This is a genomic window from Micromonospora sp. WMMD998 (assembly GCF_029581235.1).
GTDB lineage: Bacteria > Actinomycetota > Actinomycetes > Mycobacteriales > Micromonosporaceae > Micromonospora.
Window position 1 is genome coordinate 2,039,956 of the sequence record NZ_CP120740.1, and the last position, 20,971, is coordinate 2,060,926.

Annotated in this window: 19 protein-coding genes; 10 read left to right on the forward strand and 9 right to left on the reverse strand. The window is 74.1% G+C overall.

Annotated elements, in window-relative coordinates; all coding sequences use genetic code 11:
* Window positions 1-606: 606 nt before the first annotated feature.
* Window positions 607-1,680, forward strand: a complete 1,074-nt coding sequence (locus O7619_RS09720; RefSeq protein ID WP_282287113.1) for an IS110 family transposase — start codon at window positions 607-609, stop codon at window positions 1,678-1,680.
* Between the two features lie 136 nt (window positions 1,681-1,816).
* Here O7619_RS09720 and O7619_RS09725 read toward each other — a convergent pair whose 3' ends face one another.
* The 5 genes from O7619_RS09725 to O7619_RS09745 all read right to left on the reverse strand — a co-directional run bounded on the left by O7619_RS09725 (window position 1,817) and on the right by O7619_RS09745 (window position 8,633).
* Window positions 1,817-2,578 (reverse strand): alpha/beta hydrolase, encoded by a 762-nt coding sequence (locus tag O7619_RS09725; protein WP_282287114.1) that lies wholly within the window; start codon window positions 2,576-2,578, stop codon window positions 1,817-1,819.
* Window positions 2,579-2,782: 204 nt separating this feature from the next.
* Window positions 2,783-4,021 carry an MFS transporter gene (locus O7619_RS09730; protein WP_282288749.1) on the reverse strand — a complete coding sequence of 413 codons (1,239 nt, stop codon included), beginning with the start codon at window positions 4,019-4,021 and terminating at the stop codon, window positions 2,783-2,785.
* Between the two features lie 39 nt (window positions 4,022-4,060).
* On the reverse strand, window positions 4,061-4,642 hold the full coding sequence (locus O7619_RS09735) for an isochorismatase family protein (protein WP_282287115.1): 582 nt from the start codon (window positions 4,640-4,642) through the stop codon (window positions 4,061-4,063).
* Window positions 4,643-4,657: 15 nt separating this feature from the next.
* Entirely contained in the window at window positions 4,658-5,944 is a 1,287-nt protein-coding gene (locus O7619_RS09740) for a nicotinate phosphoribosyltransferase (RefSeq protein ID WP_282287117.1), read from the reverse strand.
* 16 nt (window positions 5,945-5,960) lie between these two features.
* Window positions 5,961-8,633, reverse strand: coding sequence for a LuxR family transcriptional regulator (locus tag O7619_RS09745; RefSeq protein WP_282287119.1), 2,673 nt, complete (start codon window positions 8,631-8,633; stop codon window positions 5,961-5,963).
* 193 nt (window positions 8,634-8,826) lie between these two features.
* Here O7619_RS09745 and O7619_RS09750 point away from each other — a divergent pair, with 193 nt between their 5' ends.
* The 9 genes from O7619_RS09750 to rdgB all read left to right on the forward strand — a co-directional run bounded on the left by O7619_RS09750 (window position 8,827) and on the right by rdgB (window position 15,632).
* Window positions 8,827-10,353, forward strand: coding sequence for a hypothetical protein (locus O7619_RS09750; RefSeq protein ID WP_282287121.1), 1,527 nt, complete (start codon window positions 8,827-8,829; stop codon window positions 10,351-10,353).
* A 115-nt stretch (window positions 10,354-10,468) separates the two neighbouring features.
* On the forward strand, window positions 10,469-10,759 hold the full coding sequence (gene clpS, locus O7619_RS09755) for an ATP-dependent Clp protease adapter ClpS (RefSeq protein WP_282287123.1): 291 nt from the start codon (window positions 10,469-10,471) through the stop codon (window positions 10,757-10,759).
* Window positions 10,756-11,259, forward strand: a complete 504-nt coding sequence (locus tag O7619_RS09760; RefSeq protein ID WP_282287125.1) for a DUF2017 domain-containing protein — start codon at window positions 10,756-10,758, stop codon at window positions 11,257-11,259. Before clpS ends, O7619_RS09760 begins: the two co-directional genes overlap by 4 nt.
* 55 nt (window positions 11,260-11,314) lie before the next feature.
* Window positions 11,315-11,803, forward strand: coding sequence for a M67 family metallopeptidase (locus O7619_RS09765; RefSeq protein ID WP_282287127.1), 489 nt, complete (start codon window positions 11,315-11,317; stop codon window positions 11,801-11,803).
* Window positions 11,804-11,871: 68 nt separating this feature from the next.
* Window positions 11,872-12,267 (forward strand): MoaD/ThiS family protein, encoded by a 396-nt coding sequence (locus O7619_RS09770; protein ID WP_282287129.1) that lies wholly within the window; start codon window positions 11,872-11,874, stop codon window positions 12,265-12,267.
* A 12-nt stretch (window positions 12,268-12,279) separates the two neighbouring features.
* Complete coding sequence (locus O7619_RS09775; protein ID WP_282287130.1) at window positions 12,280-13,245, forward strand: cysteine synthase; 966 nt, start codon at window positions 12,280-12,282, stop codon at window positions 13,243-13,245.
* A 228-nt stretch (window positions 13,246-13,473) separates the two neighbouring features.
* Window positions 13,474-14,220 (forward strand): MBL fold metallo-hydrolase, encoded by a 747-nt coding sequence (locus tag O7619_RS09780; protein ID WP_282287131.1) that lies wholly within the window; start codon window positions 13,474-13,476, stop codon window positions 14,218-14,220.
* 63 nt (window positions 14,221-14,283) lie between these two features.
* Entirely contained in the window at window positions 14,284-15,012 is a 729-nt protein-coding gene (rph, locus tag O7619_RS09785; RefSeq protein WP_282287133.1) for a ribonuclease PH, read from the forward strand.
* Window positions 15,009-15,632, forward strand: coding sequence for an RdgB/HAM1 family non-canonical purine NTP pyrophosphatase (gene rdgB / locus O7619_RS09790; protein ID WP_282287135.1), 624 nt, complete (start codon window positions 15,009-15,011; stop codon window positions 15,630-15,632). The genes rph and rdgB overlap by 4 nt, the downstream gene beginning before the upstream one ends.
* 73 nt (window positions 15,633-15,705) lie before the next feature.
* Here the strand turns inward: rdgB and hutH are convergent, their stop codons facing one another.
* Genes hutH through O7619_RS09810 form a run of 4 tightly spaced genes read right to left on the reverse strand, consistent with a single transcriptional unit; the run spans window position 15,706 to window position 20,967 of the window.
* On the reverse strand, window positions 15,706-17,244 hold the full coding sequence (hutH, locus tag O7619_RS09795; protein WP_282287137.1) for a histidine ammonia-lyase: 1,539 nt from the start codon (window positions 17,242-17,244) through the stop codon (window positions 15,706-15,708).
* Window positions 17,241-18,407, reverse strand: coding sequence for an imidazolonepropionase (gene hutI, locus O7619_RS09800; RefSeq protein ID WP_282287139.1), 1,167 nt, complete (start codon window positions 18,405-18,407; stop codon window positions 17,241-17,243). The genes hutH and hutI overlap by 4 nt, the downstream gene beginning before the upstream one ends.
* Window positions 18,404-19,750 (reverse strand): formimidoylglutamate deiminase, encoded by a 1,347-nt coding sequence (locus tag O7619_RS09805; RefSeq protein WP_282288751.1) that lies wholly within the window; start codon window positions 19,748-19,750, stop codon window positions 18,404-18,406. The genes hutI and O7619_RS09805 overlap by 4 nt, the downstream gene beginning before the upstream one ends.
* A complete protein-coding gene (locus O7619_RS09810; RefSeq protein WP_282287140.1) occupies window positions 19,747-20,967 on the reverse strand; it encodes an allantoate amidohydrolase in 1,221 nt (406 codons plus the stop codon). The genes O7619_RS09805 and O7619_RS09810 overlap by 4 nt, the downstream gene beginning before the upstream one ends.
* Between the last annotated feature and the right edge of the window lie 4 nt (window positions 20,968-20,971).

A 20,971-nucleotide genomic window follows, 5' to 3' on the forward strand; every position in this document is an offset into this window, starting at 1 on the left:
GGTGGCGCGTCGAGCGGGTGATCAAGGAGTTTGTGGAGCCACGCCGGCCAGAATTCGACGCAAACTCCTTGATCACGCCCGGGGAGGGTGGCCGGGTGGCGACAAGACGGGGAGTGGGGCGGCCAGGGTTGTTGTCCGGTGGTCCATTTGGCGGGAGTGTGCTCCCGGTGGGCGGGAGGCCACGCTTGATCGACTCCATTCCGCCGAGGTGGTGGGGTCGAGCGGTGGGGGATACCGCCACCTCGCCGAAGCGGAGTCGATCATGGTGCGGCAGCGGCATCTGTTTCCGGTCGGGCCTCGGGCGGTCACGTCGACGCTTCTATAGGTGGGCCGGTTCCGGGAGGCTGGTATCGGTAGGGTTCGACGTTGGTGATCGACGAGTGACTTATCCAAGATCTGGCCGCTGTCAGATGGTGTGCCGTGGAGTCGACTTGTCCTCGTGGGTTGCCGGCGTCGGCCCGGCCCACCTTGTTGGCCTGATCAGAAGCCTGTCCGTGACAGGGGTGTGCAGCCCGTGTCGCGTGACTCATCACAGATGTGCCGCCGGGTGATCGTCTCCCGGGCCGACGCCGTCCGAACGTCGTCCCGTGCAAGGGAGAACCGTCCGTGCTTCCTATCCTGGCAGAACGTCTGGCCGAGCGTGTCGACGCGGTCATCGGTGTGGATACCCATACCGATACGCACACCGCTGTGGTGCTCACCCCGGTCGGGACGGTGTTGACCGAGATCACCGTGCCGGCCACCGATGACGGCGCCGCTGTCCTGCTGGCCTGGGCCGGCCGGCAGACGACGGGGTTGGGAACGGGCCGGCGGGCCTGGGCCCTGGACGGCGCCCGGTGTCACGGTGTCGGCCTGCTGCGCGTCCTGCGCGCCGCGGGCGAGGACGTCCTGGAAGCACCCAAACCCGCTGCCGGTCGCCGCCGGCGAGGCGGCAAGTCCGACGTGTTGGACGCTGTGCACGCCGCTCGTGGCGTGCTGGCCGCCGACCACGTCGCCGCGCCCCGCGTCGACGGCGACCGGGAAGCCCTGCGCCTGCTGCTCGTCTGCCGCCGCCACTACAGCGACACCCGCACCGCCACCATCAGCTTGTTCAAATCGGTGATCCTCACCGCCGACGACGACCTCCGCTCACAGATGCGTGGCCTGAGCACCCTGCGACAGGTCCACCACGCCACCACCCTCACCACCACCAGCAGCGGCAGCGGCAGCGGCCTCGACCGACTGCGTCGCACTCAACTGGCAGCCCTCGCCGAGCAGATCCTGATCCTCGAACGGCTCCTGAAAGCCAATCTCACCGAGATCCGCACCATGGTCGACAAGCTCTGCCCGACTCTGCTCGACCAGCCCGGGATCGGCCCCGTCACCGCCGCGATCGCCCTGACCGCCTGGTCACACCCCGGCCGTTTCCGCAACGAAGCCGCCTTCGCCTCACTCGCCGGCGTCAGCCCCATCCCCGCCAGCTCCGGGCGTATCACCCGCCACCGCCTCAACCGAGGCGGCGACCGGACCCTCAACGCCGCCCTACACACCATCGCCAAAACCCGGCAACGATGCCACCAACCCACCAAGGACTACATCAACCGCCGCACCACCGAAGGCCGCACCCCAGCCGAGATCACCCGCAGCCTCAAACGCTACATAGCCCGCCAAATCTGGCGCACTCTCGAAACCACCGCTTGACAGAAACCTTCACAGATCTTGGACTTGCGGCACTTCCGACACCGGCCCGAAACCGGCATATCCTGGCACCACAAGTCCAATATCGAAGAAGCGCCAACCCGAACCCGCCCGACTCTCCGGCGGCAACCGCGCGCGGTCAGGAAGGTGGGGCGTGGGTGGTGAGGAACTGGGCCAACTGGTCGCGCAGGTCGACGTCGCCGCCCGCCTCCAGCACGACCAGGTTCACCCCGTGTGCCCCGGTGGGCGCGAGCACGAGTTGCCGGGCGGTGGTGCGCGGGGTGGCGTCGTAGAGCCGTCGGGTCGACTCCGCGAAGCTCGTCTCCAACTCCCCGACGCCGTAGAAGACCGGCGAGGTGATCTTCGGGACGGCCGCGAGGGCGTCGGCGTCGCCGTAGCCGGCGGGCGGGGAGAGCGCGACGACGGCGACCGGCGCGGGATCGAGGGTCGGCGCGGCGGCCAGCACCGCGCTGCCGCCCATCGACCCGCCCGCCAACACGATCCGGCTGGCGCCGTCCGTCCGTAGCGCGCCGGCTGCCGCCGTGATCTGCTGTGCCAGCGACACCCCGTGCGCCCGCGAGCCCTCGGAGCCGGCGAAGTCGAAGGCGAGCACCCGGTAGCCCCGGTCGGCCAACTCCCGCCCGTAGGGCAGCCACTGGCACACGTCGCCGGCGGCCATGTGCGCCAGCACCACGCCGGTGGGGCCGGAGCCGAGGAGGACGCCGCCCAGCTCGGCCTGGATCTCGTCGCCGAACACCACCTGTCTGCCGCTGTCGGCCAACGCGGGACAGCCGACGCCGACGCCGAGCCCGGTCGGCTCGGGTGCCGGCGCGGCCTCGGCGCAGGCGGCCGACGCCGCGATCAGGGCGAGTGCGACCAGGCGGCCCACGGTGCTCTTCACGGCGTGCCTCCCGGAGGATCGGCTTGGGAACGCTCCCATCGTCGCCCACACCACCACCCACCGTGGTCCCGTCCCCGCACACCGTGTCGAACCTGTGACCAGCCGGCACCGGCAGGCGGTGATCAAGGAGTTCGCGCCGGGAACCGGGCCGCCGCCGACACAAACCCCTTGATCGTCAGGGACGCCGCCGGTCGGCGGAGTGGATCAGGAGGTGAGGGGCGCGAGGTCGGGTTCGGTGGTCGTCGCGGACCGGGCTCGGCGGTGGCGCAGCTCGACCGGCAGCACCGCCAGGGCCACCAGGACGCCTATCGCGCCGGTCACCGCGAAGCCCCAGGCCGGCGCGGACGCGTCGATCACCGCGCCGGCGAGCGGCGCGCCCAGGGCGATGCCGACGGTGACGGCGGAACCGTGCAGGCCCATGGCCATGCCCCGGACGCCGGCCGGGACCAGCCGGCTCACCGCGTCCGCGGTGGACGCGATGGTGGGCGCGCAGAGCGCACCGGTCGGGATCAGCGCGAGGCAGAGCAGCCACCAGTGCGACCCGCCCAGGCCCACCGGGATCGTGGTGAGGCTGAGCGCCGCCATCAACGCCAGCGGCGAGAACGAGCGCCGCACCGCGCCGTAGGCGAAGCCGCCCACCAGGGAGGCGACCGCCCAGGCGGCCAGCACCGCGCCGGTCCAGCCGACCTCACCGCCGGCGCGGAGCACCGCCACCACGGCCACGTCGGTGCCGCCCAGCACCAGCGTGGCGGCCAGGCTGACCGCCAGCACGGCGAGCAGGCGCGGGGTGAGCCACTCGCGGCGGGGCGCCGGGCCGCGCACGTCGACCGGCTCGTCGGCGGCCCGGGTCGGCGGATCCAGCAGCCAGAAGCAGACGCCGGAGGCGACGATCCCGGCGCCCACCGCCCAGAGCGTGAGGCGTGGGGTGACGGCGGTGGCCAGGGCCACCGCGAGGGCCGGGCCGACCATGAACGACAGCTCCACCGACATGGAGTCCAGCGCGTACGCCGGGCGGCGCTGCTCCGCCGGGACCAGCGCGGCGATCGACTGGCGGACCAACGAGAAGACCGGCAGGGCGAGCAGCCCGGCCAGGAACGCGGTGGGCAGCAGCACCGGGTAGGACAGGGTGGGCGCGACAGCCCAGAACACGGCCTCGGCGACCGTGGTGAGCAGCAGCACCGGCCGTAGCCCCCGGCGGTCGACCAGCCGGCCCAGCAGCGGGGCGCCGACCGCGGCGCCGACGGTCGCGGCGGCGCCGACCAGCCCGGCGGCGCCGTAGCCCCGCCCCAGGTCGAGCACCACGTAGAAGGTGAGCGTCACCCCTACCGCGGTCAGCGGGATGCGGGCCAGCACCGACACCAGCAGCAGCGACCGCAGGCCGGGCAGGGCGAGCGCGTCCCGGTAGGGCTTCAGGTTCACGACGGGTCGTACCTCCCGCGCCATCCTGGGCGTCGGGTACGACAGTCGCAAGCGATTACCCGGTCAAGCGGTCCTGATCACAGGCTCACCCACCGTGGCCACCCCGGCGCCGTCGAGCGCGCGCAGCGCCACGTCGAGTGTCTCCGGCGCGACGGCGGCGGTCAGGTCCAGCAGCACGGTGGTGCGGAAACCCTCCCGCGCGGCGTCCAGCGCGGTCGCGCGTACGCAGTGGTCGGTGGCGATGCCGACCACGTCGACCCGGTCCACGTCGTGGCGGCGCAGCCAGTCGGCCAGGCCCTCGCCGTCGGGCGCGTGCCCCTCGAAGCCCGAGTATGCCGCCGCGTGCTCGCCCTTGTGGAAGACCGCCTCCACCCGGCCGGTCTCCAGCTCGGGGTGGAACTCGGAGCCGGCGGTGCCGACCACGCAGTGCCGGGGCCACGAGTCGACGAAGTCCGGCGGGTCGCCGAAGTGCGCACCCGGGTCGACGTGGTAGTCCTTCGTCGCGACCACGTGGTCCCAGCGGCCGGGTTCGGCGGCGAGCAGCCGGGAGATGTCGCCGGCCACGCCGGCCCCGCCGCCGACCGCGAGGGAGCCGCCCTCGCAGAAGTCGTTCTGCACGTCCACGATGATCAGGGCGTTCGGCATCTGGTCGGTCCTTCCTCAGGTGGCGGGTACGACGGTCAGCGGCACGGCGGGGTCGCCGCCGGAGAGCTTGAGCCCCTCCCACGGGATGGAGATCAGGCACTGCCGCAGGTGCTCCCGGGACTCGTCCAGGGTGGGCAGCGACACCGGTTCACCGGACACCACGTACGAGTGTTGGAGCAGCCTGTCGTTGGGCTGCCGGTCGGGCACGCCCTGCGGCACGACGATCTCCTCGGTGGCGGTGCCGGTCGGCTTGTGCCGGCGGACGGCCACCTTCCGGCCGCCGATGGTGGCCTTGTGCTCGGAGCGCTTGACCACCGGTCGCCCCTCCACCTCGACCAGCTTGTAGACCAGCCCGGCGGTGGGCGCGCCGGAGCCGGTCACCACGGCGGTGCCGGCGCCGTACATGTCGACCGGCTCGGCGGCGAGCGAGGCGATCGCGTACTCGTCCAGGTCGCCCGAGACGATGATCTTGGTTTCGGTGGCGCCGAGCGAGTCGAGCAGCTCGCGGGACTGCTGGGCGATCACCGCGAGGTCACCGGAGTCGATCCGGACCGCCCGCAGCTCCGGGCCGGCCACCGCGATCGCGTTGCGGATGCCCTGGGCGATGTCGTACGTGTCGACGAGCAGCGTGGTGTCCTTGCCCAGCGTGGCCACCTGGGACGCGAACGCCGCCCGCTCGTCGTCGTGCAGCAGGGTGAAGGCGTGCGCGGCGGTGCCCGCGGTCGGGATGCCGTAGCGCTGCCCGGCGGCCAGGTTCGAGGTGAACCGGAACCCGGCCAGGTACGCCGACCGCGCGGCGGCGACCGCTGCCTCCTCGTGCGCCCGGCGGGACCCCATCTCGATCAGCGCGCGGCCCCGGGCGGCGGTGACCATCCGGGCCGCCGCCGCGGCGATCGCGCAGTCGTGGTTGAGCACCGACAGCACGAGCGTCTCCAGCACCACGCACTCGGCGAACGTGCCCGACACGGTGAGGATCGGCGAGCCGGGGAAGAACAGCTCGCCCTCGGCGTAGCCGTCGATGTCGCCGGTGAAGCGGTAGTCGGCGAGCCACCGCGCGGCCCGGTCGTCGACCACTCCGGTGCGGCGGAGGAAGTCGATCTCGGCCGGGTCGAACCGGAAGTCGCGGATCATGTCGACCAGCCGACCGGTGCCGGCGACCACCCCGTAGCGGCGGCCGGCCGGCAGCCGCCGGCTGAACACCTCGAAGACGCAGCGCCGGTCGGCGGTGCCGTCGGAGAGCGCGGCGCTGACCATGGTCAGCTCGTACTGGTCGGTCAACAGCGCGGGGCGAAGGGTGCTCACCACCCCAGCCTAGAGTTCAGGCCGGATCCGTGCCGTCGTGCCCCGGCATCGACCGCAGCGCGGCCCGCAGCTCGCTGCGTCGGGCGACGCCGAGCTTGCTGTAGACCCGGTGCAGGTGGTTCTCCACGGTGCGGGCGGAGAGATAGAGCCGGGCGGCGATGGCGCGGCTGGTCAGCCCCGCGGCGGCGAGGTGGGCGATCTCCCACTCGCGGTCGCTGAGCGCGGGGCGGAGCAGCCGCAGCGCCGGCGTGGAGATCTCGTCGCAGCGGCGCAGCAGGTCGCCGAGGCGTTCCCGGGCCGGCCCGGGAACGCCGGCGCGGGCGTCGCGCATCCGGTGCAGCGCCATCGCGGTCGCCTCGGCCGCCCAGACGACGAGCTCCCGGGCGGCGAAGCCGTCGGCCACCGCGAGCAGGTCGTCCGGGGAGCCGTGGAACGCGGCCTGGCCGTACCTGGCGACAAGCGGCGGCAGCACGCCGTCGACCTGCTCGGAAAGCTCGGCCAGGCGCTGCGCCACGGTGCGCCGGCCGCCGTCGGTGCAGGTCGGTCCCACCGGCGCGGCGGCCTGGTCGAACCGGACCAGGTCGAGCAGGACGAGGAGCTCGTGACCGGCGAGGCCGTCCTCGCGCAGCCGGTCGGCAAGCGCGCAGAGGTGCTTGGCGGCGCCGGGCAGGTCGCCGGCCGCCGCCTGGGTCGCGCCCCGGGCCTGCTCCAGCCACGGGTAGAGGACGGCCATCCCGGGCGCGTGCGTCCGGTCCGCCTCGGCCATCGCCTCGGTCGCGTGTTCCGCGTCCCCGCGCAACGCCGCGGCCTGGGCGCGTTCGGCGTGCGCCAGGCCGGCGTACACCCGGCTGGTGGCGAGCACCGCGCAGGCGCCCAGGCTGGTCTTGAGCGCGTCACCGCCGCGCCCGCGCAGTCGCGCCGCGTACGCCTGGAGGATGGCCAGGTAGCCGGTGCCGAGCCGGAAGTCGCCGGCGCCGGCCAGGTCGGCGAACTCGTCGGCGACGATCGCGTCGATGCCGGCCAGGTCGCCGGAGAGCGCCAGCCGGGTGCCCCGGGCCAGCTCCATGGCGAGCTGGAGGTAGGGCATGTCCGACCGCCAGCACGCCGCCTCGGCCTGCACCCGGGCGATCGCGCTCGCGCTGCGGTGGTAGTGCCCCTGGGCGGCCTGGAGGTGGGCGAGGGTGCACCGGGCGAGTTCGCGGGCGGCCATCGGGGCGGCCGGGCGGTCCAGCACCCCCTGGGCCAGCCGCACCGCGACGTCGACGTCCAGCCGGTGCAGCCGCATGATGGCCTCGAAGGCGCGCACCCGGGCCCGGTCCGCGGGGTCGGTCAGCTCCTCGCCGCGGGCGGCGATCTCCTCCACCGTGGACTCCCGGTCGAGCCCCCAATAGCTGACCATGCCCCGGACGGTCAACCAGCGGCTGCGCCGCCGGTCGTCGCGGATCTCCCCGGCGACCTGGTCGAGCACCCGGAGCGCCTCCTCCGGGCGGTCGCCGAACATCAGGATGGTGGCGAGCAGCTCCGCCGCGTCGGTGCCGCCGCCGGCCTCCAGCGCGGCCCGGGCCAGCCGGGTGGCAAGCGGCACGTCGTACCGGCCGAACGCCTGCACGGCCGCGTCCAGCAGCAGCTCCACGTTCTGCGCCGTACCCGAGTCGAGCCGCCACACCGCGACCCGCAGCAGGTCGTCCCGGCGGCGCTTGCCGACCTGTTCCAGCAGCCCGGCCAGGGTGGCCTGAAGCCGGCGGGTGCGGCTGACCGGGCAGTGCCGGCGCATCACCTCGCCGTAGAGCGGGTGGGCCAGGCGGACGTCGAGCCGCCTGTCGTCGCGGACCATGGCGATCAGCCCGCGCTCCTCGGCCGCCTCCACGTCGGTCGGCTCGACCGCCTGCTCCAGCAGGTGCAGGCCCAACGGTTCGCCGAAGGCGACCAGCTCCACCACCGCCCGGACGCCGGGGGTGAGCTGGCCGATCCGGGCGTCGATCAGGTCGGTGAGGCTGGGCGCCAGCTCCAGCCGGCCGGTCCACTTCCAGATCCCGTACGTGCGCCTGAGCTCGTGGTCGGCGGCGAGCACCAGCTCGCGCAGCAGCAGCGGGTTGCCGGCGGAGAGCCGGAACAGCCGGTCGGAGGAGCCGGCGTCGACCGGGCCGCCGAGGATCGCGGCGAGCAGCCCGGTGGTCTCGCCGCGGTCGAGCGGACCCAGCTCGGCCAGGTCGGCCAGGTCGTCGGTCCACAGGGCGCGGATCGGCAGCGGGATCTGCTCGCCGTTGCGCAGCGTCCCGATCACCCGGGCGTTCTCCGCGCGGGCGATCAGGTGCACGAGCGCCGCCGAGGACGGGTCGAGCAGGTGTGCGTCGTCGATGGCCAGCACGATCGGCCGCCCGGCGGCCTGCTCCTGGAGCAGGTCCGTGGCCCAGCGCAGGACCCCGGCGGGGGAGAGACCCTGCGGTTGGGCGGCGGGGAGCACCTGGACCAGCCCGCCGAAGGGCAGGGCGGCCGTGGCGGCGCTGGCGGCGACCGACCAGATCGCGTAGCGCTCGGGGGAGAGCGTGGCGACCCCCTCCCGCAGCAGGCGGCTCTTGCCGACCCCCGCGTCACCGGTGAACATCAGCCCTCGGCCGTCCGGGCCATCGACCGCCGACAACAGACGGTGGAGTTCACCCGTTCGGCCGACGAAGCCCCACCTGGTCATCGTCGCAGCATATCGATGGTGCTCCGGTCGTGCGTGGACCGTCACGCAGCGAAGTTGAGTAATTCGCCCCGCATTCGTGAGTAGCGGACGTGTTCGGTGTCGGATGCACGACACCCGTACTCTTCGGACATCCCTGCCAGGGAGAATCCCCACGACCGGGCCAGGCCCGGTCGCCTCACCGGGAGGCCGCCTGATGAAGCCGGGTCCACTCCCTTCGGTCGACGTGCCCGGTCCGGGCGGGCGCGCCGGCCCACCGCGGTGCGTCCCGCTGCCCGTCCGGCCCGGTCCGACGGAACCCGGGCCGGGCGAGCCGCTCGCCGTCGTCGTGGCCGGCCCGGCCGGCGCGGGCCGGCGTGAGCTGATCGCCGGCCTGCTCGGCACGCCGGCCGGGACCCTGGTCGTGCCGAGCGGCAGTCACCTGCTCGTCAACCACGCTTCGGTCGCCACCCGCGCGGCGTACGTGCCGGGCTACCGCCAGCCGCACGCCTACAGCCCCGACCCGCTCGCCGCCGGCCCCGCGCTGGCCCGGCCGCCGCGCCGGGTCGAGCTCAGCCTGCCCGTGGCGCTGCTGCGGCACTTCGCGGTGCTCGACGCGCCGGACACCACCGCCCTCGGCGTGGCCGGTGGCCGGGTGCTGCGGGACGCCGTGGGCCGGGCCGGGGCGTTGCTCTTCGTGATCTCCGCGGACCAGACGTTCAGCGCGGCCGAGCTGCACCTGCTGGCCGAGGTGGCGCGTGCCCGGGTCACGGTGTTCTTCGCCGTCACCCCCGGCGTCACCGGCGGGGCGGCGTCGGCGGACGGCGGGACGGGGTCCGTCCGGTCCGGTCCCGCCGGCCGGCTCGACCCGGTGGTGGTCTCCATCGCGGCCCACCGCGCGGCGCTGCTCGCCGCGGTGCCCGCGCTCGCGGCGGCCCAGTGGTTCCCGGCCCGCCGGGCCGGGCTGCCGCACCTGCGCCGGGCGCTTGTCGGCTGGGCCGTGGCCGAGGGGCTGCGCCGGGCCGCCGCCCGACCGCCGGAGCCGCCCGGCACGCACGGCCGGGTGCCGGTGCTGGCCGGGGTCGACCCGGCCGACCTGGCCGACCGGCTGGACCGCGACACCCGCGGCTGCGCCCGGCGGATCCGCCAGCATCTCGCGCTGGAGTTGGCGAACATCCACCTGCGGGTGGTGCAGGAGATCGTCTTCGGGGTCGGCTGCGCCGGGCTGCCGCAGTTGCTCGACCGCGAGCTGGAGGCGTTGTCGATGCTCGCCACCGCGCAGTGCGACGAGGCGGTCCGGAGCATCGTCGACGACGCCGCCGCCCGCACCTTCGGCGCTCCGCTCGCCGAGGGCGTACGGCGACGGATCACCCATGCCGTGCGCGGGGGCCTGACCGACCATCCGGACGGTCGGGAGCTGGACCGCGTACTCCTGGTCACCAGCACGGCCGGGGTCGCCGGGCTGTCCGGAGCCGGCGCCCTGGACGCGCTTGCCGCCCTGCCCGGCGCGGAGCGCGACGAGGTGCTCCCGCCGCTCGGCGTGGCGCTCAACGGCGGCTGCTGGCAGCACTGGCGGGTGCCCGGCAACGACGACCCGAACGTCGCCCGGTCCTGGGCCCAACGCGCCCTGCGGGAGGTCGAACTCGACGTGTCCCGCGAGGTGTCCCGCCGTTTCGGGGTGATCCGGCTCTCGCTTGGCGCGGTGCTCGCCGATGCTGTCGACCACGGCATCCTGCTCGCCTGAGCCGGGGGCCGCCACGGTCGGTCCCGACCCCGCGTCCACGGTCCCGGCGGGCGATCCCGACCGCCGCGCCGTTCCGGTTCATCGGTTACCCGGATCCGGTGGCACGATGGGGGGCATGGCGGCTCCACAGGTTGCGCCGGTCGAGACGCCGGACACCGACGAGGTGCCGGTCTCCGACCGGCCATGGGTGACGATCGTCTGGGACGATCCGGTCAACCTGATGACGTACGTGGCCTGGGTGTTCCAGAAGCTCTTCGGCTACAGCCGGGAGAAGGCGGAGCGCCTCATGCTGGACGTGCACCACAAGGGCAAGGCGGTGGTCTCCAGCGGGGCCCGGGAGCGGATGGAGCACGACGCGGCGCAACTGCACGCGTACGGGCTGTGGGCGACGGTGGAGAGGTCATGAGCATGTTCCGTCGCCGGGGCGACCGCTACGTGGCCAGTTTCGCCGTCGACGAGGTGCGGGTGCTGCGCAAGGTCGCCTCCGAGGTGGTCGGCCTGCTCACCGACGGGTTCGACCACGGCGACCCGGTGGTCGGCCGGCTCTTCCCCGAGGTCTACCCGGACGACGACGCCGGCACCGCCGAGTTCCGCCGTTACACCGAGGGCGACCTGAAGACCGCGAAGATCGACCAGGCCGGCGCGATCCTCGCCGCGCTGCCCGACGGCGACGCCGGCGGTGAGGTGCGGCTGGACGCCGAGGCGGCCGAGGCGTGGCTGCGGGCGCTCAACGACGCCCGGCTGGCGATGGGGGTCCGGCTGGAGATCAAGGACGGCACGGACCTGGGTGACGAGCTCGACGAGGCGGTCGCCGCCGATCCGGCCTCGTCCCGGGTGTTCCAACTGTCGGTCTACGCCTATCTCGGATATCTCCAGGAATCCCTGCTCAACGCGCTCATCGACTGAGTGGTGACGGTCGCCACCTCGCCGCTCGCCACGGCCAGGCGCTAGGCTGGTCCGCGTGCTGAGCATCGACCGGTCGATCATCGACGCGATCGTCGCCCACGCGCGTCGGGACCACCCGGACGAGGCGTGCGGCGTGGTCGCCGGCCCCGTCGGCAGCGACACCCCGACCCGGCACATCCCGATGGACAACGCCGCCCGTTCCATGACCTTCTACGAGTTCGACTCGATGGAGCATCTGCGGGTGTGGCGCGAGATGGACGACCGCGACGAGGAGCCGGTCGTGATCTACCACTCGCACACCGCGACGGAGGCCTACCCGTCCCGCACGGACGTCTCCTTCGCCGGCGAGCCGGGCGCGCACTACCTGCTCGTCTCGACCCGTGAGCCCGACGCCGAGGAGATCCGCTCCTTCCGGATCGTCGACGGCGTGGTCACCGAGGAGCCGGTCGAGATCGTGGACGCCGCCGTGGACCCGCACGCCGTCCAGTCCTACATGTTCGGGCAGAGCCCGGCGACGGTCGACTACGAGTGTTCCGACCGCTGATTCCAGCACCGGCACACCCTTCCCTTTCCGTCACCCGGCACGACCCCGAACGAGGAGCACGAGACACCATGGCCATCGAGGTTCGCATCCCCACCATCCTGCGCAGCTACACCGGCGGCGCGAAGGTCGTCGAGGGCAGCGGCGACACGCTCGCCGACCTGCTCACCGACCTGGACTCCCGGCACGCCGGCCTGCGCGGACGCCTGGTCACCGAGGCCGGCGCGCTGCACCGGTTCGTCAACGTCTACGTCAACGACGAGGACGTCCGCTTCCTCGGCGCGCTCGACGCCAAGCTCAACGACGGCGACAGCGTGACCATCCTGCCCGCCGTGGCGGGTGGCGCGTTCGGCTTCGCGGCGGCAGCCGCGATCGCCTCGCACAGCGCGGCGGCAGCCGCGATCGCGTCGCACAGCGCGGTGACATCCGCGCAGGCGGTGTCCGCGCGCGCCACCGTAGCCCGCTAGGGGAGGCCCGCCATGGCGCGGTACGACAGCCTGCTCGACGCCTGCGGGGGCACGCCGCTCGTCGGCCTGCCCCGGCTCTCCCCGACCGTGCCCGACGGCGCGCCGCCGGTGCGCCTCTGGGCGAAGCTGGAGGACCGGAATCCGACCGGCAGCGTCAAGGACCGCGCGGCCATGTTCATGGTCCGCGCGGCCGAGGAGGCCGGCCGGCTCCGTCCCGGCGACACCATCCTGGAACCGACGAGCGGCAACACCGGCATCTCGCTGGCCATGGTGGCGAAGCTGCGCGGCTACCGGTTGGTCTGCGTGATGCCGGAGAACGTCTCCACCGAGCGGGTGCAACTGCTCCGGATGTACGGCGCGGAGATCATCTTCTCGCCGGCCGCCGGCGGCTCGAACCAGGCCGTCGCCACCGCGAAGCAGATCGCCGCCGAGCACCCGGACTGGGTGATGCTCTATCAGTACGGCAACGAGGCGAACGCCCGCGCGCACTACGAGACGACCGGGCCGGAGCTGCTGCACGACCTGCCGGGCATCACCCACTTCGTGGCCGGGCTGGGCACCACCGGCACCCTGATGGGCACGGGTCGCTTCCTGCGGGAAAAGGTCGACGACATCCAGATCGTGGCCGCCGAGCCACGGTACGGCGAGCTGGTCTACGGCCTGCGCAACATCGACGAGGGCTACGTGCCCGAGCTGTACGACGCCGGCGTGCTCTCCCGGCGCTTCTCGGTGGGCACCCGGGACGCCGTGCTGCGTACCCGGCAGCTCGTCGAGGTGGAGGGGATCTTCGCCGGCTTCTCCACCGGCGCGATCCTGCACGCGGCGTTGGCCGTGGCGCACGAGGCGGTCCGCGACGGCCGCCGCGCCGACGTGGCGTTCGTGGTCTGTGACGGCGGCTGGAAATACCTGTCCACCGGCGCGTACGGCGGCACGCTCGCGGACGCCGAGGACGCGCTCGACGGTCAACTCTGGGCCTGACGGCCCACGGTGGTCCGGCCGGTGGGGGTGCCCCCTCCGGGCCGGATCGCCGCGTTGTCCCGGATCCGGACGTGTATGGGTGTCACGTTGATGACAACTTCCGGTAGATGATTCTTGCTCGACCGGGCTGCCGCGTAGGCTGCCCAGCGTGGCGAGCGCGTCAATGGTGATCAACGGCGGGGCGGCTGCCGACGCATCGACTACCCACCGTGAGATCGAGGCAACCGGATGCGACTGACCGTCCTCGGCTGTGCCGGCAGCTTCCCGGGCCCCGAATCACCCTGCTCGGCCTACCTGCTCGAGGCGGAGGGGTTCCGCCTCCTGATCGACTTCGGTCCGGGGTCGCTCTCCACCCTCCAGCGTTACGCCGGGCTGCACGCCCCCGACGCCATCCTCCTCACCCACCTGCACTGCGACCACATGTTCGATGCGGTGAACTACGTGGTGGTGCGCCGGTACGCCCCGGACGGCCCCTATCCGCCGTTGCCGATGTACGCGCCCTCCGGCGCACCCGACCGGCTGGCCACCGCGTACGGGCAGGAGGACGCCACGGTCGAGGACGTCTACCAGTTCTACGGCCTCCAGCCGGGCACGTTCCCGATCGGCCCGTTCACCGTCACCGTCGATCGGATGAACCACCCGGTCGAGACGTACGGCGTGCGGTTGGAGCACGGTGGTCGGGTGCTCTGCTACTCCGCCGACACGGCACCCTGCGAGGCGCTGCTGCGCCTGGCCCAGGGCGCCGACGCCTTCCTCTGCGAGGCCAGCTACCTCGACGGGGTGGACAATCCGCCGGACCTGCACCTGACCGGCCGCGAGGCCGGTGAGGCGGCCACCAAGGCGGGGGTGGGCCGGCTGCTGCTCACCCATCTCGTCCCGGCCTGGGGCAGCGAGTCGCACACCATGGAGTCGGCGGCGGGGGCGTACGCCGGGCCGATCGAGGTGGTCCGGGCCGGCGCCGGCTACGACGTCTGACGACGCGCCCGCGGTGCGGGCACCGGCAGGCGGTGCGATCGGCGCACCGCATAGGGTGCAGGCATGGCGCGACCTGACGGGCGGCGGCCCGACCAACTCCGACCGGTGACCCTGACCCGTGGCTGGAGCACCCACCCGGAGGGTTCGGTGCTCGTCGAGTTCGGCGCGACCCGGGTGCTCTGCACGGCGAGCGTCACCGAGGGGGTGCCCCGCTGGCGCAAGGGTTCCGGGCTCGGCTGGGTGACCGCCGAGTACGCGATGCTGCCCCGGGCCACCAACACCCGCTCGGACCGGGAGAGCGTCCGGGGCAAGATCGGCGGCCGGACGCACGAGATCTCCCGGCTGATCGGTCGCAGCCTGCGCGCCTGCGTCGACCTCAAGGCGCTCGGTGAGAACTCGGTCGTGCTCGACTGCGACGTGCTCCAGGCCGACGGCGGCACCCGCACCGCGGCCATCACCGGGGCGTACGTCGCCCTGTACGACGCGGTCACCTGGCTGGCCGAGCGCAAGTCGCTCACCGGACGGGTGGAGAAGGTGATGCACCGCTCGGTGGGCGCGGTGAGCGTCGGCGTGATCGGCGGCGAGCCGATGCTCGACCTCTGCTACGCCGAGGACGTGACCGCCGAGGTGGACATGAACGTGGTCTGCACCGGGACGGGCGACTTCGTCGAGGTGCAGGGGACGGGCGAGGCCGGCGTCTTCGCCCGCGACCAGCTCGACGCGCTGCTCGACCTGGGCGTGGCGGGCTGCCTGGAACTGGCCGACGCGCAGCGGAAGGCGCTCAACCTGTGACCGACAACAAGGTGCTCCTGGCGACCCGCAACCGTAAGAAGCTCGTCGAGTTGCAGCGGATCCTCGACGGCGCGCTCGGCGCCCACCGGGTCGCCCTGCTCGGCCTGGACGACGTGGCGGAATATCCGGAGCTGCCGGAGACCGGCCTCACGTTCGGCGAGAACGCGCTGATCAAGGCGCGGGAGGGCTGCCGGCGCACCGGCCTGCCGACCGTCGCCGACGACTCCGGCATCGCGGTGGACGCGCTCAACGGCATGCCCGGCGTGTTCAGCGCCCGCTGGTCCGGCCGGCACGGCGACGACCGGGCCAACCTCCAGCTCCTGCTGGACCAGGTGGGCGACGTGCCGGACGAGCACCGCGGCGCCGCCTTCGTGTGCACCGTGGCGTTGGTGCTGCCCGGCGGCAAGGAGCACCTGGTCGACGGCCGGCAGCCGGGCCGGCTGCTGCGCGCGCCGCGCGGCGACGGCGGCTTCGGCTACGACCCGATCTTCCTGGGCGACGGGCAGGACCGCACCAACGCCGAGCTGACCCCGGAGGAGAAGGACGCGGTCAGCCACCGCGGCAAGGCCCTCCGCGAGCTGGCCATGCTGATCGCCAAGGTGCTCCCGCCGCTCAGCTGACCGCTGATGCACGGAAAGCGTGGCTACCCGAGCGCGAACAGCCACGCTTTCCGTGAATCGGCGCGCTGTGTGCTCAGGCGAGCGGGCCGACCTCCCGCTCGATGGCGGCGCGTAGCTGCGGGCCGGCTACGACGGATCGCGCCGCCTCCATCAGCGGGGCGAGGAACACGTCCGGCCCCGGGTCGCCGATCGTGTCGCCGAGCGCGTCCAGCGCGGCCCGGCCCGCCGGGGACGGCTCCAGCGGGGCGCGGAGCTGGAGTCCGCGTACCGCCGCCAGCAGCTCCACCGCGAGCAGGCTGGTCAGGTTGTCCAGCACGGTTCGTAGCTTCCTGGTGGCCGCCCAGCCCATCGAGACGTGGTCCTCCTGCATGCCGCTCGTGGGCAGCGAGTCCACCGAGGCGGGCGCGGCCAGCCGGCGGTTCTCCGCGACGATGCCGGCCGCCGTGTACTGGGCGATCATCAGCCCGGAGTTCACCCCGGCGTCGGGGGAGAGGAACGCGGGCAGGTCCCGGTTGCGGGCCACGTCGAGCAGCCGGTCCACCCGCCGTTCGGCGATCGCGCCCACCTCGGCGGCGGCGATGGCCAGGTAGTCGGCGGCGAAGCCGAGCGGCGCGCCGTGGAAGTTGCCCGTCGACTCGACCCGCCCGTCCGGCAGCACCACCGGGTTGTCCACCACCGACCGCAGCTCCCGGCCGGCCACCACCTCGACGAAGTCGAGCGTGTCCCGGGCCGCGCCGGCCACCTGCGGCGCGCAGCGCATCGAGTACGCGTCCTGCACCGCGTGCGCCAGGTCGTCGCGGTGCGAGTCCATCACCGCCGAACCCTGCAACAGCCGGTGGATGTTCGCGGCCGAGGCGGCCTGGCCGGGGTGCGGACGGATGGCGTGCAACTCGGGCCGGAACGGTCGCTCCGAGCCGAGCATCGCCTCGATGGCGAGCGCGGCGGTGACGTCGGCCATGGCGAACAGGTGCCGGGCGTCCGCCACGGCCAGCAGCAGCATGCCGAGCATGCCGTCGGTGCCGTTGATCAACGCCAGCCCCTCCTTGGCGGCCAGCTCGATCGGGGTCAACCCGGCCCGGCGCAGCGCGCCTGCGGCGTCGAGCCGTTCCCCGGCCGGGCCGAGCACCCAGCCCTCGCCGAGCAGCACCAGCGCGCAGTGCGCCAGCGGCGCCAGGTCGCCCGACGCGCCGAGCGAGCCGTGCTCCGGCACCCACGGGGTGATCTCGTGGTTGAGCAGGTCGACCAGGGCCTCGGCGACGAGCGGGCGGACGCCGGAGCGGCCGAGGGCGAGCGAGCGTACCCGCAGCAGCATCATGGCCCGCACCACCTCCCGGGGCATCGGCGCGCCCACCCCGGCCGCGTGCGAGCGGATCAGCGCGTGCTGCAACTCGGCCCGCCGTTCGGGCGCGACGAACGTGTTGGCGAGCGCCCCGAACCCGGTCGAGACGCCGTACACCGGGCGGCCGGCGGCCTCGATGCCGTCCACGATGGACCGGCTGGTCGCCATGGCGTCGACGGCGGCGGGGTCGAGCCCGACCGTGGCGGTGCCGCGGGCGACCGCGAGCACGTCGGCCGGGGTGACCCCGGTGGGCAGGATGGTGACGGTGGTCATCGTGGCACTCCGTTGTGCAGAACCTGGCGGATCAGTGGCACCCCCGGCCGGTAGGCCAGGTGCAGGTGGGTCGGGGCGTCGAGGACGACCAGGTCGGCCCGGGACCCGGGGGTCAGCCGGCCGACGTCGGTGCGGCGCAGCGCCGCCGCCCCGCCGGCGGTCGCGGCCCACACCGCCTCCGCCGGGGTCATCCGCATCTCGCGTACGGCGAGCGCGACGCAGAACGGCATCGACGAGGTATACGACGAGCCGGGGTTGCAGTCGGTCGCCAGCGCCACGGTCACGCCCGCGTCGAGCAGCCGGCGGGCGTCCGGGTAGGGCGACCGGGTGGAGAACTCGGCGCCGGGCAGCAGCGTGGCGACCGTCTCCGCGCCGGCGAGCGCGTCCACGTCGGCGTCGGACAGGTGGGTGCAGTGGTCCACGCTCGCCGCGCCCAGTTCCACTCCGAGCCGCACGCCCGGCCCGGGGCCGAGCTGGTTGGCGTGCAGCCGGACCCCCAACCCGGCGGCCTGCCCGCAGGCCAGGATCGCCCGGGCGTGGTCGGCGTCGAACGCGCCCCGCTCGCAGAACACGTCGATCCAGCGGGCGTACGGCGCGGCGGCGGCCAGCATCGGCCCGCACACCAGGCCCACGTAGTCGTCCGGGCGGTCGGCGTACTCGGCGGGGACCACGTGCGCGCCGAGGAACGTGGTGTCGTCGGTGAACTCGCCGGCGATCCGCAGCGAGCGGGCCTCGTCGGCGACGGTTAGCCCGTACCCACTCTTGATCTCGACGGTGGTGGTCCCCTGCCCCAGCATCTCCGCGCGGAGCCGGCCCACCGCGGCGCGCAGGTCGTCGTCGGAGGCGGCGCGGGTCGCGCCGACGGTGGTGCGGATGCCGCCGCCGGTGTAGGGCGCGCCGGCCATCCGGGCGGCGAACTCGGCCGCCCGGTCCCCGGCGAAGACCAGGTGGGCGTGGCTGTCCACGAAGCCGGGCAGGACGGCCGCGCCGCCCGCGTCGAGCCGCCGGTCGGCGGCGGGCGCGTAGCGGGCCGGACCGACCCAGGCCACCTGCCCGTCCTCGATCAGCACGGCGGCGTCCCGCCGGACCCCCAGCGGGTCGCCGTTCCGGCCGTCGTTGGTGACCAGCTCGCCGATGTTGTCCACCAGCAGGCTGCCCCTCATGACAGCACCGCCGCGATCGCGTCCCGCAACTCGGTGGGGACGTCCACGGTCAGGTGCCGGCCGTCGGCCACCACGGTCCGGCCGTCCACCACCACCTGCGTCACGTCGGCGGCGGTGGCCGCGAAGAACACGCCGACCGGCGGCACCCCGGCGGTGCGGGCGCTGTCCAGCCGTACCGTCACCAGGTCCGCCCGCTCGTCGACGGCGAGCCGGCCGGCGTCACCCCAGCCGAGCGCGGCGTGGCCGGTGACGGTGGCGGCGGCGAGCAGCTCGGCGGTGCCGAAGTGCCCGCGTCTGCGGGTCCGCAGCCGCTCGTCCAGCTCCACCGCGCGGGCCTCCTCGAACAGGTCCACCACGGCGTGGCTGTCGCTGCCCAGGCTGAGCGGGCTGCCCGCCTCGGCGATCCGCCGGGCCGGGCCGATCCCGTCGGCCAGGTCCCGCTCGGTGGTGGGGCAGAGGCAGACGCCGGTGCCGCTGTCGCCGAGCAGCGCCACGTCGGCGGCGGTCGGGTGGGTGGCGTGTACGGCGGTGGTGTGCCGGCCGAGCACGCCGTGCTCGGCCAGCAGCCGGGTCGGGGTGCGGCCGTGCACGGCCCGGCAGGCGTCGTTCTCGGCCGGCTGCTCGGAGAGGTGCACGTGCAGCGGCAGCCCGTGCCGGTCGGCCCAGCCGGCGACGGTGGCGAGCTGCCCGGCCGGGACCGCCCGCACCGAGTGCACCGCCGCGCCGCGCCGGACGTGCCCGTCGGCCGGGTCGAAGGCGTCGACCCGTTCCGCCCAGCGCAGCGCGTCGCCGTCACCGAACCGGCGCTGCGGCCCGACCAGCTCCGCGCCGTCCACACTCCCGGTCAGGTAGGCGGTGTCCAGCAGGGTGAGCCGGACACCGGCGTGCGCGGCGGCCTCCACGAGCGCGGCGGACATCGCGTTCGGGTCGTCGTACGGGGTGCCGCCGGGGCCGTGGTGCAGGTAGTGGAACTCGCCCACGCACGTGATCCCGGCGAGCGCCATCTCCGCGTACGCGGCCCGGGCCAGCGCCAGGTAGGAATCCGGGTCGAGGCGGGCGGCCACCGCGTACATCAGGTCCCGCCAGGACCAGAAGTCGCCCCGGCCGGCGTGGGTGCGCCCGCGCAGCGCCCGGTGGAAGGCGTGCGAGTGGGTGTTGGCCAGGCCGGGCAGCGTCAGCCCGGGCAACCGGGTCGCGTCCACCTCGACCCCGGCGGCCGGCGGGCCGCCGCCGGTCAGCGGCGTGACCGCGGTGAGCCGCCCGTCCGTCGCCTCGATCAGCACGTCCGGGGTCGGCTCGGCGTGGTCGGGCAGCCAGGCATACTCGGCCAGCCAGCGGGTCAGCGGCATGCCAGCTCCTCCAGCACCCGGGCCAGGGCGGCCACCCCGGCCGCGCAGTCGGCGTCGGTGGCGGACTCGGCCGGGGAGTGCGACACCCCGGTCGGGTTGCGCACGAACAGCATCGCGGTGGGCAGGTGCGCCGCCAGCACACCGGCGTCGTGCCCGGCGCCGGTCGGCAGCACCGGCGCGTCGAGCAGCGTCACCAGCCGCCGGGCCAGCCCGCCGTCGAACGCGACGAGCGGAGTCGTCGACTCCGGCGCGCAGATGAACGCGGTGCCGTCCCGGCCGGCGCGCTCGGTGGCCTTGGCGCGTACCGCCTCGACCAGACCGTACAGCGTCTCCGCCTCCGCGGCCCGCGCGTCCAGCCAACCGGTGACCCGGGACGGGATCGCGTTCGTCGCGTTCGGCTCCACCGACACCCGGCCCACGGTGGCGTGCGCGTCGCGCAGCCGGGCCTCCTTGTTCGCCGCGAGCACGGTGAACGCGAAGGTGAGCATCGGGTCGCGGCGGTCGGCCATCCGGGTCGTACCGGCGTGGTTGCCCTCGCCGGTGACGTCGAACCGCCACCTGCCGTGCGGCCAGATCGCGGACGCCACCGCGACCGGCGCGTCCGCGTCGACGAGCGCGCGGCCCTGCTCGACGTGCAGCTCCACGAAGGCCGCGAAGCGGCCGAGCAGGACCGGGTCGGCGCCCGCCGGCCGCTCGCCCAGCGCCTCGGCGAAGGTCACCCCGGCCCGGTCGCGCAGCCCGGCCGCGCGCTCGGTGTCGATCTCGCCGGTGAGCAGCCTCGACCCCAGGCAGGGTACGCCGAACCGCGCGCCCTCCTCCTCCACGAACGCGGCCACCACGATCGGCCGGTCCGGGGTGATCCGGGCGGCCCGCAGTTCGTCCACGGCGAGGAACGCGCTGACGATGCCGAGCGGCCCGTCGTACGCCCCGCCGTGCGGCACCGAGTCGAAGTGGCTGCCGGTGAGCACCGCTTGTCCGGCCGCGGGGTCGCCCCACCAGGCGAACAGGTTGCCGTTGCCGTCCTCGCCGACCGGCATGCCGCGCCGGTCCGCCTGCTCCCGGAACCAGCCGCGCAGCGCGCGTTCCGGCTCGCTGAGCGCGTACCGCAGGTAGCCGCCGCTGCCGGCGTCCCGCCCGACCGGCGCGATCTCGTCCCACAGCTCCCGGAACCGGTTAGGAAGGGGCCCTTCCTCTACCGAATGCGTTAACAAGGGG

What these genes read in the sequence shown, in the direction of transcription:
- O7619_RS09730 (WP_282288749.1), bottom strand. Translation starts at nt 4,021, where the DNA reads ATGGCGCGGGAGGTACGACCCGTCGTGAACCTGAAGCCCTACCGGGAC.
- O7619_RS09735 (WP_282287115.1), bottom strand. Translation starts at nt 4,642, where the DNA reads ATGCCGAACGCCCTGATCATCGTGGACGTGCAGAACGACTTCTGCGAG.
- O7619_RS09745 (WP_282287119.1), bottom strand. Translation starts at nt 8,633, where the DNA reads ATGACCAGGTGGGGCTTCGTCGGCCGAACGGGTGAACTCCACCGTCTG.
- O7619_RS09750 (WP_282287121.1), top strand. Translation starts at nt 8,827, where the DNA reads ATGAAGCCGGGTCCACTCCCTTCGGTCGACGTGCCCGGTCCGGGCGGG.
- clpS (WP_282287123.1), top strand. Translation starts at nt 10,469, where the DNA reads ATGGCGGCTCCACAGGTTGCGCCGGTCGAGACGCCGGACACCGACGAG.
- O7619_RS09760 (WP_282287125.1), top strand. Translation starts at nt 10,756, where the DNA reads ATGAGCATGTTCCGTCGCCGGGGCGACCGCTACGTGGCCAGTTTCGCC.
- O7619_RS09770 (WP_282287129.1), top strand. Translation starts at nt 11,872, where the DNA reads ATGGCCATCGAGGTTCGCATCCCCACCATCCTGCGCAGCTACACCGGC.
- O7619_RS09775 (WP_282287130.1), top strand. Translation starts at nt 12,280, where the DNA reads ATGGCGCGGTACGACAGCCTGCTCGACGCCTGCGGGGGCACGCCGCTC.
- O7619_RS09780 (WP_282287131.1), top strand. Translation starts at nt 13,474, where the DNA reads ATGCGACTGACCGTCCTCGGCTGTGCCGGCAGCTTCCCGGGCCCCGAA.
- rph (WP_282287133.1), top strand. Translation starts at nt 14,284, where the DNA reads ATGGCGCGACCTGACGGGCGGCGGCCCGACCAACTCCGACCGGTGACC.
- hutH (WP_282287137.1), bottom strand. Translation starts at nt 17,244, where the DNA reads ATGACCACCGTCACCATCCTGCCCACCGGGGTCACCCCGGCCGACGTG.
- hutI (WP_282287139.1), bottom strand. Translation starts at nt 18,407, where the DNA reads ATGAGGGGCAGCCTGCTGGTGGACAACATCGGCGAGCTGGTCACCAAC.